This window comes from Nonomuraea sp. NPDC049480 (assembly GCF_044465905.1).
In the GTDB taxonomy this organism is placed as follows: domain Bacteria; phylum Actinomycetota; class Actinomycetes; order Streptosporangiales; family Streptosporangiaceae; genus Nonomuraea.
On sequence record NZ_JBITMD010000007.1, the window covers coordinates 33,414 to 46,251 of the forward strand.

12 protein-coding genes and 2 pseudogenes are annotated in these 12,838 nt (G+C 66.6%); 10 read left to right on the forward strand and 4 right to left on the reverse strand.

All coding sequences use genetic code 11. The features are described 5' to 3' along the window. Positions 1 to 95 precede the first annotated feature (95 nt). Complete coding sequence (locus ACIBX3_RS21180) at positions 96 to 413, reverse strand: winged helix-turn-helix domain-containing protein (protein ID WP_397119418.1); 318 nt, start codon at positions 411 to 413, stop codon at positions 96 to 98. Further along, positions 413 to 886 carry a hypothetical protein gene (locus ACIBX3_RS21185; RefSeq protein WP_397119420.1) on the reverse strand — a complete coding sequence of 158 codons (474 nt, stop codon included), beginning with the start codon at positions 884 to 886 and terminating at the stop codon, positions 413 to 415. Before ACIBX3_RS21185 ends, ACIBX3_RS21180 begins: the two co-directional genes overlap by 1 nt. Positions 887 to 998: 112 nt before the next feature. On the opposite strand from ACIBX3_RS21185, the pseudogene ACIBX3_RS21190 reads away from it, so the two are divergent. The 10 genes and pseudogenes from ACIBX3_RS21190 to ACIBX3_RS21235 all read left to right on the forward strand — a co-directional run. Next, positions 999 to 1,184 (forward strand): annotated as a pseudogene (locus ACIBX3_RS21190) (IS5/IS1182 family transposase); the annotation flags it as partial. 377 nt (positions 1,185 to 1,561) lie between these two features. Beyond that, a complete protein-coding gene (locus tag ACIBX3_RS21195) occupies positions 1,562 to 2,869 on the forward strand; it encodes an MFS transporter (RefSeq protein ID WP_397119422.1) in 1,308 nt (435 codons plus the stop codon). Next, positions 2,866 to 3,567 (forward strand): phosphotransferase family protein, encoded by a 702-nt coding sequence (locus ACIBX3_RS21200; protein ID WP_397119424.1) that lies wholly within the window; start codon positions 2,866 to 2,868, stop codon positions 3,565 to 3,567. Before ACIBX3_RS21195 ends, ACIBX3_RS21200 begins: the two co-directional genes overlap by 4 nt. Positions 3,568 to 3,711: 144 nt before the next feature. Then, on the forward strand, positions 3,712 to 3,984 hold the full coding sequence (locus ACIBX3_RS21205; RefSeq protein WP_397119426.1) for a hypothetical protein: 273 nt from the start codon (positions 3,712 to 3,714) through the stop codon (positions 3,982 to 3,984). Positions 3,985 to 4,111: 127 nt separating this feature from the next. Then, complete coding sequence (locus ACIBX3_RS21210; RefSeq protein WP_397119428.1) at positions 4,112 to 4,273, forward strand: hypothetical protein; 162 nt, start codon at positions 4,112 to 4,114, stop codon at positions 4,271 to 4,273. Positions 4,274 to 4,340: 67 nt separating this feature from the next. Further along, on the forward strand, positions 4,341 to 6,227 hold the full coding sequence (locus ACIBX3_RS21215; protein WP_397119430.1) for an alginate lyase family protein: 1,887 nt from the start codon (positions 4,341 to 4,343) through the stop codon (positions 6,225 to 6,227). A gap of 282 nt (positions 6,228 to 6,509) precedes the next feature. After that, positions 6,510 to 6,986, forward strand: coding sequence for a DUF4279 domain-containing protein (locus tag ACIBX3_RS21220; RefSeq protein WP_397119432.1), 477 nt, complete (start codon positions 6,510 to 6,512; stop codon positions 6,984 to 6,986). Between the two features lie 893 nt (positions 6,987 to 7,879). Further along, positions 7,880 to 8,428: a TetR/AcrR family transcriptional regulator gene (locus tag ACIBX3_RS21225; protein ID WP_397119434.1), complete on the forward strand. Its 549-nt coding sequence runs from the start codon at positions 7,880 to 7,882 to the stop codon at positions 8,426 to 8,428. Further along, entirely contained in the window at positions 8,425 to 9,327 is a 903-nt protein-coding gene (locus ACIBX3_RS21230; protein ID WP_397119436.1) for an ABC transporter ATP-binding protein, read from the forward strand. Before ACIBX3_RS21225 ends, ACIBX3_RS21230 begins: the two co-directional genes overlap by 4 nt. 27 nt (positions 9,328 to 9,354) lie before the next feature. Continuing rightward, positions 9,355 to 10,092 (forward strand): hypothetical protein, encoded by a 738-nt coding sequence (locus ACIBX3_RS21235; protein WP_397119438.1) that lies wholly within the window; start codon positions 9,355 to 9,357, stop codon positions 10,090 to 10,092. A gap of 73 nt (positions 10,093 to 10,165) precedes the next feature. Here ACIBX3_RS21235 and ACIBX3_RS21240 read toward each other — a convergent pair. Then, a pseudogene (locus ACIBX3_RS21240) lies at positions 10,166 to 10,514 on the reverse strand (transposase); the annotation flags it as partial. A gap of 207 nt (positions 10,515 to 10,721) precedes the next feature. Continuing rightward, entirely contained in the window at positions 10,722 to 12,650 is a 1,929-nt protein-coding gene (locus tag ACIBX3_RS21245; protein WP_397119440.1) for an amino acid transporter, read from the reverse strand. Positions 12,651 to 12,838: the final 188 nt, after the last annotated feature.

Sequence of the window (12,838 nt, forward strand, 5' to 3'; positions counted from 1 at the left end):
AGGCTGACCAGCGCAGGCGGAAGGTCGCCGGCTGGCGGAACACGCAAAGTCGTTCCTGACAGAACCCACCTGACAGTCCCGGAGCCGGCAGCTAATTAGTCGGTGGTGGGCTGGCCGGCGGAATCGCGGGCGAGGGCGACGATCCGCTCCAGAGCCGCCGCATGCCGCTGGAAGGCCAGCCGTCCCTGCGGGGTGAGCTGCACGTACGTCCGCCGCGCCCGCTTGTCCTGGTCCTTGCGGACGATGACGTATCCGGCGGCGGCCAGCGCGGAGACCTGCTTGGACAGCGCCGAGTCGCTGGTGCCGATCGAGTCTCTGAGAAAGCCGAAGTCCACCCATTCGGCCGGCGCCAGCAGCGCCACGACCGACAGACGCGCCGGGACGTGCAGGAACTCGTCGAAGAGCGGATCCATCAGGCGGCCCCGCCGCCCTGCTGGACGATCGACTTCATGATGAAGCGGTTCACGGGCGTGGCCGCGACGTACGCCACGGCCGCCACGATCGCGCCCGCGGCGGCCTGTGACAGCAGCCCGTGAGGCGGCAGGTCGAACAGCGCGAAGCTAGCGATCCGGCCGATGATGAAGGCCGCCATGATGCAGGCCAACAGCCCCCCGTGGAAAAGGGCCTCCTGAGGGGTGACCTTCCGGCGGACCGAGGCCCGGTGCTCGTAGACGATCCCCACGCCCGCGTACAGGACCATCCCGAGCACCAGGACGACGAAGTCCCAGGGGCGCGGGAGGTCGATGGCCGCGAAGGCGATGAAGAGGCCGAGCGCGGAGATGACCACGCGCGGAAGAGCGAAGCTCTGGCGGACGATCTGCTCCCGGGTCCTGTCCTGGAGGCGGTGGATGTCGTCGAGCGAAGTCTGGGCGTCGTGCTGGGTCATGGGACCATCCCCCGGAAGTCGACTACTACTTTCCTGCGAGGAAAGTACCATCTATTTTCCCCATGGGAAAGTGGTCGGCGTGTGAAAGGCCGGGCCGGCGGTCGATTGGCGGGTGTCGGTGGACTCCGCGATCGCGCGGGTGCATCAGCACGGTGCGACCGCTGCGAGGTCGTCGGTGTCACCCTTCTCGCACACGGGGGCGGCACCGAATGACACGAATCAGCTTGTCGAGCCCGACGATCACGGCATCGGCCGGTCACGCGGCGGCCTGACCACCAAGACACACGCGCTGGTCGACGGCAAAGGCCGCTACGGCAAGCATGCCGTTGTCTACCGCGGCAGCGTTGTCCTCGCCGCCATCCTGGATTGGCTCAAGCGCCCATGAGGCGCGGTTACCCGCTGTTGTGCCCGTGCTTCAGCGGACACGTAGGTCCTTCGGTCGCTAGAGTTGAGGCTGTTGCGGAATCCCGTCCGCCTGGGGAATTGAGGAGCACTGATGTCTACAACGATGACCGGAGCTTCCGTTCGCCCCTCGGTGACCGCAGTCGCAGGCTTGTAACGCCGCGCGTGTAGCAGCAAAGTCAGCACACATCCCGGTCGCCGGGGCGAGGTGACACGTGCCACCGGCCCTTGGCGCTGTTTGGCGTCTCCGTTCGCCTTTCCGGGAGTTCTGCTGTGTCCGCTCGTCATTCTTCACTGCTCCGTGTACGTGTCCTGGTCGAACGCCTGATCGCTGCCCCGTTCGGCAGGAAATCTCAACGGTGGAGGTCAGCTCCACCTGCTCCGAACTCCGCTGATCAGACTGTCAACCGGAATGTCCGCCTGCTGAGCTGGTTCAACTTCTTCGGCGACTTCCGCATGTACGGGCCGATCATGGTCATCTACTTCGCGCAAGTCACCGGCTCGTACACCGCTGCCGCCAGCCTCCTGGCGGTGAAGATGCTGTCTTCGGCAGCGTTCGAAGTCCCTACCGGGGTGCTCTCCGACCGCCTCGGCCGACGCGGCACGATGATCGCCGGTGCCGTCGTCATGGTGGCCGCCCATCTCGGGTACGCCGGCGCTTCGGGCTACGGCCTCCTCCTGGCAGCTGTTGTGCTGGAGGGATTGGCGACCTCACTGTGGAGCGGCAACAACGAGTCTCTGCTCTACGACACGTTGCTCGAAGCCGGCCGGGAGGAGGAGTTCCCCCGGCACTCGGGCCGGGTGAACTCGATGTTCCAGATCGCGCTCGCACTGGCGGCAGCCATAGGTGGCGTGGTCGCCGGCGCGTGGTCGCTGCGTGTGGTGGTCGTGCTGTCGGTCGTGCCGCAGGTGCTGTGCGTGCTCGTCGCCTTGCGGGTCCGGGAACCGCGGGTGCACGGCCCGCTGGAATCGAACGTGCTGGTGCATCTCGGATCGGCCCTGCGCGGCATCCGCCGTAATCCAGTGCTCCGCCGGATGACTCTGGTGTCGGCGCTTCGTTACAGCAGCGAAAGCGCGGCCCAGTTGTCGCCTGTCTTCGTGGCAGGGCTGTGGCCGCTCTGGGCGCTGGGCCTGTGGCGCACCTTCGGCCATGGCGTGGCCTTCGTCGGCTTCCGCGTCAGTGGTTGGGTGATCGGCCGGGTGGGCGCGGCCCGCACTCTGCTGTTCGGTGAGCTGTTCGACAACGTGGCGAACTTCGTGGCGCTGGTCAAGCCGACGGTATTTTCGCCCGTGCTGCTTGGGTCACCGGCCTACGGCATGTCGACAATCGCCCAGCAGACGTTGCTGCAGCGCGAGTTCACCGACCGGGAACGCGCCACGATGGGTTCGCTTGCGTCGCTGCTCGGCAGCGTGCTCTACGCGCTCGTCGCCCTGGGAGCCGGCCTGGTGGCAGACCGTTGGGGCATCGTTCCGGCGTTGCTCGCGATCCAGGCGGTGATGCTGATCGCACTTCCGCTCGCCTGGTGGGTGCACACGCACGCTTCTTCGCTCCCCGCGGACGCTGGGAGGGTGACGGGATGAGCGCCTTCTCGGCCCCGGCCAGGCCTGCGGTCGACGTCGCAGTGCTGCAGGGTGAGATCGAAGCGATTTTCGGCTTCCGCTGCTCGGGGCCCTCTTTCGTCGCCGGCGGGCAGGACACCGATGCCTCGGTCCTGCGAGCCACGACGACAGAGGGCCAGGAGGTCGCCGTGAAGGTATCCCGCCGCGCAGGGCGTCCGGGCGGACTGCTCGCACAAGTCCATGGAGCCCGGCTGCCGGCGGAGCTCGCCTCCCACATCCCGCGTGAGGACTACCGCACACCGGCCACGGCCGATCTTCACGAAGTGGACCAGTGGCTGATGCGCCTCATCAGCGCAGATGTAAAGGCTGACGGCGCAGCTGACCCGCTGTGCCGGCATCTGGCGCAGAGCCGGACAGCCGCTCGCCCTGGCATCCGCTTGGTCGCCGAGCAGGCGGAGGTCCTCTCCGCCGAGCTATCCCGACATCCGGCAGCCGACGTCCTCTGCCACGGCGACGCCCACATCTTCAACACCGTGCTCGACCAGAGTGGACACGTCTGGCTGGTCGACTGGGACGAGGCGGTCCTGGCCCCGCGCGAGCGGGATGTGGCCGAACGAGCGGGCCACAGCGTCGATGTCCTCCTGAGGGTCTACGCCAAGTGCATCGACGGCCAACAGGAGATCGCCAACAAGCGGATCGGCGACGCCCTCGCCGCATGACCACGCACCACCCGAACCCAGAGCCCCGGCCCATCACCGGGGCTCTTCGTCCTGGCCGCGCATTGGCCGAATCTGGTGTCTCGGCTGCCGGCGGTCTCCCCGATCTTGGAACGCAGTCCGTGCGGCCGCCTGTGATGCAGACTTGTGGTTACGCCGGCGCTCGGGGCGGTTGACGATCTTTGCCGCGACGGTTCTCAACTGGTGGTGCTTCCGTTCTTCACGCTGATGCGGAAGGACCTGGGGTTCATCGACAACCTGTGCCGCGGCGGCGGCCGCAGCCGCTTACAGCGCGGCGAACTCCACGCGCTGTGCGAAGCGACGACATACCACCGACATACCGGGCTGAACTACCATCGCTCCGCCAAGGACTGCCGCTTCCGCTGCTGGTCAGATACCGCCCCCACGGGGAGAAAGTGATCACAAGCATGCGTGAGATCGCGCGCCGCGTCGCGTCCTGGGCGATCGGTGGTCTGCGATGGCCCGAAGGGGCTGCCCCAGGACATCGAGCTGTTCTGGCGGCAAGCCGTGGTTGCGAATCCGAGTGGTGCACCTGCTCCATGCGTGGTGCCGGCGCGCCGCACGCCAGCACCGGGATGCCATGGCCAAGGCGCTCATGAGCTTGGCCCAGGAGTCAGGGGCCGCGAACGTCGGCCATCCGCTGGAAGGCCTCGCCCCGCGCGCCTTCGTCACCTCCAAGGCCGTCTGACTCCGACCACCCGTAAGCCCCGGCTACGCCGTTCTCCGTCCAGCCAGCCTCCTTGGGAAGGAATCCCGTGCGTCTCGCTCGTCCTGTTGCTGCCGCCATGCTCGTGGCCGCCGCTTTGTCTGTTCCGCAGCCCGCACAGGCTGCCGGGTTCAAGCACCCCGGTGTCCTGGTCAGCCGTGCCCAGCTCGACTTCGTCAAGGCCAACCTCGACAAGGAGCCTTGGAGGTCAGCCTGGGACGCCCTGCAGAACAGCTCCTTCGCCTCGCTGTCCTACACGGCCAAGCCCCGCGCCGACGTGAACTGCGGCGGGAATTCCATTCCCGACAACGGCTGCTCGGACGAGCGTAAGGACGCGATGGCGGCCTACACGCACGCCCTGCGGTGGTACCTCACCAAGGACACCCGCTACGCCAAGAAGGCGATCCAGATCATGGACGCCTGGTCGGCCGTGATCACCAAGCACACCGGGAGCAACGCGCCGCTGCAGACCGGCTGGGCGGGCGCCAACTTCTCCCGGGCGGCCGAGCTCATCAAGCACACCTACGGCGGCGGCTGGAGCCAGGCCGGCCGGTTCGCGAGCAAGCTCCGCACCGTGTACCTCCCGACCCTGATCGCCGGACGGCCCGACAACAACGGCAACTGGGAATTGATCATGACCGATGCCGCCATCGGCATCGCTGTACATCTTGATGACCGGACCTCCTTCAACAAGGCGGTCGCGACCTGGCGCGGCAGGCTGCCCGCCTACATCTACCTCACCACCGACGGGTCGATTCCCAAGGCTCCGCCGGGCAGCAAGTACAACACCAAGGCCGAGATCATCGAATACTGGCACGGGCAGACCAAGTTCGTGGACGGCCTGACCCAGGAGACCTGCCGCGACTTCTGGCACACCGGCTGGGGCCTCGCAGCCATCTCCCATGTCGCCGAGACGGCCCACCACCAGGGCGTGGACCTGTATTCAACGGCCAAACACCGGCTGCGTCGCGCGATGGACCTGCACGCCAAGATACAACTCGGCGGCTCGGTCCCAAGTTGGCTGTGCGGCGGCAAGGTCAAGGCCGACCTCGGCAACCACTACGAGGTCGGCTACAACGCGCTGCACAACCGCCTCGGCTACAACGACTTCCCCTACGCCGCCAAGTGGGTCGAGCAGAAGCGCCCCATGGGGATGTCGCACTTCCTGGGCTGGGAAACCCTCACCCACGCGCAGAACCACGCCTCCTCCTCCAAGGAGACCGCCTCGGTTTACGGGGCGATGCCGGACGGGAAGTTGACCTACACCGCCATCGATGCCGCTACCGGACGGCGCACGCATGGCGCTGTGGTGTCCACGGCCACTCTGGGTTTCACCCCCAAGGCGATGGCGACGCTGGACTTCAATACCATCCTGGTCACCGAGGACGGGCCGGAGGGCCGGCTCTACCGGGTCGATATCCAGAGCAACAGTGAGAGCCTCACCTTCGATCGGCCGGTCTATCTCGGCAGCGGTTACACCCACGACCTCCTCGCCTACGACGGCAACGGCCACCTGTTCGGCATCGCCGACGGAACCCTGCACCGCTACACCGTCAACGCGGTCAAGCCCACGATCGGCAACATCAGCGGCAACACCGCGATCGGCGACGGCTTCACCCTCAAGACCCTGACCGCCACCGGCCCCGGCTGGATTCTCGGCACAACGGCTGACGGCAAGCTGATCTCTTACCGGATCAACGGCCCCGGCTCCTGGCAGAGGTACCAGCTTCGCGACACCACCTGGCAGGTCTTCGACCATCTCCTGTCGCCCGGCGGGGGCGTGTACTACGGCCACCGGAGCGAGGACTCCCTCTTCCGCTACGACGACCAGAACCCCTACGACGGCCAGGGCGACGACCTCAGCAGCCAGGGCGCCGTCGACGCCAGCGGCTGGACCCAAACCCTCCTGTCCGCCCAACCCGCCACCGTCAGCTGACCGAACAACCGGCAGCCGCCGGAGAACCCCGGGTATCGTCCGAGGTCCTCCGGCGTGGCCTGGCCCTCGATGCCTGACTCCACAGTGGCGGCATTGACGACAACGAGTTGTACCCGATCAGGCACGCCGGACCGGTCTGAGTGTCCGCCTAGATCACTCGTTCTACGGGCACGTAGCGGGCCGAAATCCAGCCTCAGCCCCCTCCTCCGCCCTTCACGTCCACCCCTGCCTGACGCTCCTCTGTCAACGGGTGAGTGACTGTAGATCGTTTAGGGTCGGCGTGTGCGTGTTCGCCAATATGTCTACTTCGCTCTGAAGAGCGAGACCATGAAAGCCACGGAGATCGCGGCTCGGATTGGGCTTGAGCCAGACGAGACCACAGTTCGAGGCAGCCGAACAGCGGAGCCGCCCCGTCCCGTTGTGCATGCATGGAAGATTGTGTGTCGCGAGCCGGGGCTGGCGGTCGATGAGATGATCGCTCACCTGATCGATCGGGTTGAGCCGTTCAGCCAGGCCCTTGGTCAGTTGGCGGAGGAACTGAACCAGGGCCAGGACGATGATGGTTCGTGTGCAGTTCTGCAGGTGGTCCGTTACCTCGACGACGACGAAGATGGCGAGGAAGAGGACTTGCGCTCACCCCACCAGGGCTTTGAGAAGATAGCAGGGCAGCATCAACTGCTCGGCTGGCATCTGGACCGCCGAGTGCTGCAGTTCTTGATCTCGACCCGCGCTGAGCTGGACGTGGACGAATACGGGTGATGGCTCCTGCTCAGTAGAGGTCTGCCGCCTTCCAAATCTTCGCCAGGGAGTCAGCTGTTCAACCACGACATGCGCGGTGTGGTCCTGGACGAGGGCTCGATAGATCACATCTGACAGGTGCCGTTCCAGGACACGCATGCTGCCTTTGCCGGTGTCTCGGGTGGTCTCCTGCCGTCGTTTGATCAGGGCGCGGGCGCCTTCATGGCAGCGGGCTTGGGTGATGTTCACCCCGACGATCGCCATGAGTCGCGGCACTCGGGCTCGACCAGCGGCTTGAGCTCCTTTTCGCGACCGCTCGACTGGATGAGCAGACCAGGCCGATCCGCCTGCTCGTCGATCACCGTGAGGCGCTTGTCGCCGAACGCACCAGGCTGATCAACCGCGTGTTGTGCGGCAGGTCGGACTCCCGCAGTGCCAGACGGGCGATGGCCAGGGCATCGATGGGATCGGACTTGCCGCGCTCGCGACCGCCGCGACGCTCGCTTGCGCGCCCAGACCACCAGCTGGACGTGCCCCTCGCCGTGGGCCTGCACGGTGCGTTCGCCCTTCTTCCGCCGGATCCCGATCCCTCCAGAACTGGTCAAGATCCTTCGGCAACACATCGAAGAGTTCGGCGTCGCCCCGGATGGGCGTCTGTTCCGCAGCGAACGGGGTGGGGTGGTCGCCTCGGCGGCTCAGAGGTCCTAACGCAATGAGGCGGGCGTCGGGGGCATACGAGCGAAGGCCTGCTCGATGATGGTTTCGGATGGTGAACCTGAATGATCGCAGACCCGACGCGATCCACGCTTGCCAAGGCTGGCAGCATCGTCTAATTTTTGGCAATGCTGTCAGAAAACAATCCAGACGGCCAGGAGTCTCGGTCATTCATCGAGGCCGCCCGCAGGGCGCAAATCGTGGAAAGCGCGATCGAGGTCATCGCTGAGGCCGGGTACACCCAGGCTTCAACGACACGGATCGCCGAGCGGGCAGGGGTCAGCCGGGGCCTGATCTCCTACCACTTCACCGGCAAGGAGGAGCTGATCGCGCAGGTGCTCGTCACGGTCTTCGCCGACGTCGGCGCCTTCATGGGACCCCGAGTGGCGGCCGAGAGCACGGCGGCCGGCCAGTTACGGGCCTACATCCAGTCGAACCTGGAGTACATGGCCCTGCACCGCAGCCGGATCACCGCCCTCGTGGAGATCATCGGCAGCGGCGCGCTGGGAGCGATGGGCGTCGATCCGGTGGCGGCGGAGAAAGAGGCGCTCGCACCGCTGGTGGAGGTACTCCAGCGCGGACAGGCCTCCGGCGAGTTCCGCCAGTTCGACCCGCTGACGATGGCGCGCGCCATACGCGCCGTGGTGGACAGCGTGTCACCGCACGCGTCCGACCCCGACCTCGACCTCGACGCCTGTGCGCACGAGCTCACCACGCTGTTCGACCTGGCCACCCGGGACACCCGATGACCGCCACCGACCCGATCGAGGCAGCCACCATGACCGCTCCCCTGGTCCGAGCAAGCCGCGTCAGCCGTCGCTACGGCGCCATCCTCGCGCTGGATGAGGTGTCCCTGGACATCCACGCCGGCGAGCTGGTGGGGCTGCTCGGCCCCAACGGCGCCGGCAAGTCCACCCTGATCAACATATTCACCGGCCTGCGCCGCCCGGAAGCGGGCAGCGTCGAGTTGGGCGGTGGCGACCCGCGAGACCGAGCCACCCGGCAGATCATGGGGGTGACCCCACAGCAGACCGCGTTACCCGAGCAGTGGCGGGTCGCCGAGCTGGTCGACTTCGTCGCCGCGCACTACCCGAGCCCACTGGACCGCAGCGAGGTACTGGCCCGCTTCGACCTGCAGGACCTGCGCGACCGGCAGATCGGCGGACTGTCCGGCGGGCAGCAGCGCCGGCTCGCCGTCGCGTTGGCCTTCACCGGCCGGCCGCAGGTGGTGTTCCTGGACGAGCCGACGACCGGCCTGGACGTCGAGGCGCGCCACGCCCTGTGGCAGGGGATCCGGGCCTACCACGCCGACGGCGGAACCGTCCTGCTCACCAGCCACTATCTGGAGGAGATCGAGGCGCTCGCCCGACGGGTCGTGGTCCTGCACCGCGGCCGGGTGATCGCCGACGCCCCGCTCACCGACGTGCGCGGCCTGATCGGCCTCAAGCGCGTCAGCCTCACCTGCGCGACGCTGCCCGCGTTACCAGGGGTGGCCGGCATCGAGCACGACGGAGACCGCACACATCTGCTCACCGCCGACGCCGACGAACTCGTCCGCGACCTGACCGCCTCAGGCGCTGACTTCCACGACCTGGAAGTCAGCGCCGCCTCGCTGGAGGACGCCTTCCTCGCGATCACCGCGCGATAACCGACACCAGGCGAAAGGAGCCGTACCATGTCGCTCGCCCTGCTCTACACCAAGCACGGGCTGATCGAGACACTCCGGGCACCGGTCTCGTTCCTGGTCATCACCCTCATGCCGCTCGCTGTGATGGTGTTCTTCATCGTGCCCAACCTCGGCGACAACCCGGCGGCCATGATCGGGGCGACCGCCACTATGGTCGTCTTCGCCACCCTACTGGCCTGCGTCGGCCAGTTCAGCGCGACGGTCGCCGTGATGCGGGAGTCCCCCTGGGGCGCCTACCTGCGCACCCTGCCGGCGGGGCTGACGCCGGCCGCGTTCGGGCACCTGCTCACCGGCATGGTGGTGGTGCTCGCCGCGATCGTGCCGATCGTCGTGGTGGGCGTGCTGTCGGCCGCGGGCGGCGTGCCGGCGGCGCGAGTGCCGACCGCGGTGGCGGCCCTGCTGGTGGCGGTGGTCGTGTTCACGCTCCTGGGACTCGCGATCGGCTACACGATGTCGGTACGAGCGACCGTCGTCGCCAACAGCGTCCCCGTACTGGCCCTGGCCGTGGGCGGAGGTATGTTCGCCGACCCGGCGAATCTCCCGGGTCCGATCGCCGCCATCGCCCCTTACCTGCCTACCCGAGGGGCCACCGACCTGGTGCTGGCCGCGCTGATCGACCATCCCCTCGACCCGACGTCGCTGGCAATGCTGGCAGCCTGGGCCGTCGGCCTGGGCGCGCTCACCGTGTGGGGCTACCGCCGTGACGAAGGACGACGCTTCCGATGAACCGACAAAAGTAATCGGGAGGTCTCCTCGCCGCGGTGGTGGCGGAGGATAGCCCTGTGGTGGATAAGAGGTCCTAAGGCAATGAGATGAGGCGCCGCCAGCCGATGAGCGCACAGGCCAGACTGAGGAAGGCTTCGTGGATGTCGGCGCGAATCTCCCAGCGGATGCGCAGTCGGCGGAACGCGTGCAGCAGGGCGAAGGCCTGCTCGACCACGTAACGGTGTTTCCCCAGGCCTGAGCCGTGCTCGGTGCCGCGGCGGGCGATCATTGGCCGGATCTGCAGCTCACGGACCAGGCGCCGGTACTTGTCGTGGTCGTAGCCGCGATCGGCCAGTACCTCGTCGGGGCGTCGGCGTGGGCGGCCACGTTTGCCGCGCACCTGGGGGGATGGCCTGCAGTAGTGGGATGAGCTGGGTGACGTCGCAACAGGCCTTTGACCTGCTCTTCTTCTGCGGGAATGCCCTTCATGGGAACACATTGGGAACGATCAAGGTCCGTGCACCCTCTCCAAGACCGCTTTCCTACCGGCTTGGAATGCGCCCGGGCACCAACGTCCGACTCTTGCCTTCCACCGCGAGGCCGTTTCGCAGGGCGTAGCGGCTGGACCAGAAGGCGTCTACCACGTCCTGTCAGCCGACATGAACGATGGGACGCCGGTCGGGATCGGGTTCGGCTTGGCGCAGGACTTCGCGGGTCAGGGGTGGGATGTCGCCGCCGCCGAAGATCAGGTAGCGCAGCAGGGCGCCGATGGGGTTGCCTTCGGCGGCCCAGTGGAAGTACACGTGCGGGGTTTTGCCGGTCTGGTCGCGCAGATGCAACAGCAGGGCGGCGATGGCGTTAGCGACGGTGGTGCTCTGCATACGCAGGATGCGAAAGCCGTGACGTTCTTCGCCGGTGATACGGAGTTCGCCGGCGAATTCGGAGGCATCCGGGATGGTGACCTCCAGGAAGAGCAGGCCTTCTCTGGTACGCAGGCGGTGCAGCTCCCACGCTTCACGGGCCTTGTCGATGTATTCCTTGGCATCGCGGGCGTGCGGTTCGTTGGCGATGAGGTAGATCTCGCCTGCTTCGTTGATGAAACGGCGGGCGTGATCGTCCAGGTGAATGTGGGTGACGCGCAGTTCCGTGGAGCGAGTGGCCCGGGAGATGAGCGAGATGACCACGATGGCCAGCACGAACAGCAATGCGATCACGAGCCCGTCGGGCCGTTCGATGATGTTGGCGACGGTGGCGTAGGCGAAGATCAGTGTGATGAGCCCGAAGAAGACGGCGGCTCTGGTGTGACGCTGGGTCCGGGCAGACAAGGTGACCGCGACGGCGGCCGACAGGATCAGGGCCAGGACACCAGTGGCGTAGGCGCCGCCCTGGGCCTCCACCTCAGCGTCGAAGATCAAGGTAATCAGGAAGGCGATACCGGTGAAGACCAGCACCATGGGGCGGATGGCGCGAGTCCAGTCCGGGGCCATGCCATAGCGGGGTAGGTAGCGCGGCACGATGTTGAGCAGTCCGGCCAGGGCAGAGGCCCCGGCGAACCACAGGATGGCGATGGTGGACAGGTCGTAGGCGGTGCCGAACCAGTCGCCCAGGTACAGGTGGGCAAGATAGGCAAGGGCGCGACCGTTGGCCGAGCCACCCTCGGCGAATTCCTCGGCAGGAATGAGCACTGTGGTGGCGAAGCTGGAGGTGATCAGAAAAACGCTCATGATGAGCGCGGCAGTGGTCAGCAGCTTGCGGGCACCTTGGATTCGTTCGGTCAACTCGCCCTTGATCAGAGGCATGACGGCCACGCCGGTTTCGAAGCCTGACAGGCCCAGGGCGAGCTTCGGCATGACATACAAGGAGACCGCCACCATCGCAATCGGGCTTGAGTAGTCGGCGGTGAGAGTGTTCTGCCAGTTCGTCACCTGCTCGGGGTGGGTGAGCACACGCTGCACCGCGGTGGCCACCACGACCACATTCAGCACGAGGTAGACGGCGACCAGAACGACCGCGATGGAGATGGCCTCGCTGAAGCCGACCAGGAACACCCCGCCCAGCGCAGCGATCAGCACCAAGGTGACCGGCACCTGCCAACTCGCCCAAGCATGGGGGACGAACGGGTTGTGCAGGATGTGGGCGGTGGCGTCGGCCGCCGACAAGGTGATGGTGACGATGAAGGCGGTGGCCACAAACCCGAGCAGGAACAGCACCAGGAGCTTGCCCCGCCAGCCGGGCAGCAACCGCTCCAGCATCGACAGGGATCCCAGTCCATGCGGGCTCTGCTCGGCCACCGCCCGGTAGGTCGGTAACGCACCGAACAGCGTCAGCGCCACGAGCAAGAGTGTGGCCACGGGGCTCAGGGCGCCGGCGGCCAGGGCGGCGATACCGGGCTGATAGCCGAGGGTGGAAAAGTAGTCCACGCCCGTCAGGCACATCACCTGCCACCACTTGTGCTGATGGCCTGGAGTCTCCTCTTGCGGCGGATGGCTCACGAGGCCCTCGGGGCGCTGCAAGCCCTTCAGCAGCCACCGCCGCAGTGCCGTTCCCGGCATTGCCGAACGTTGCCCCACCTCGGCCACTGGGCCCTCCACAAGAAATCGTCAAGACGAATGCACCCTAGTGAGGTCAAGGGCCGTGCTCGCGTGATCATGGCGTCAAGAAAACGTCAATATTCCGGCGGCGCCAGTGGATCATCTGCTTAACGAGATTTCTGGGACAGGCGCTGATCAGCAGCCCTTACGTGAGGATGCGGGCTCCTGGGCGGCTC

Coding starts and splice junctions, on each gene's coding strand:
- ACIBX3_RS21180 (WP_397119418.1), bottom strand. CDS start 413: ATGGATCCGCTCTTCGACGAGTTCCTGCACGTCCCGGCGCGTCTGTCG.
- ACIBX3_RS21185 (WP_397119420.1), bottom strand. CDS start 886: ATGACCCAGCACGACGCCCAGACTTCGCTCGACGACATCCACCGCCTC.
- ACIBX3_RS21200 (WP_397119424.1), top strand. CDS start 2,866: ATGAGCGCCTTCTCGGCCCCGGCCAGGCCTGCGGTCGACGTCGCAGTG.
- ACIBX3_RS21230 (WP_397119436.1), top strand. CDS start 8,425: ATGACCGCCACCGACCCGATCGAGGCAGCCACCATGACCGCTCCCCTG.
- ACIBX3_RS21235 (WP_397119438.1), top strand. CDS start 9,355: ATGTCGCTCGCCCTGCTCTACACCAAGCACGGGCTGATCGAGACACTC.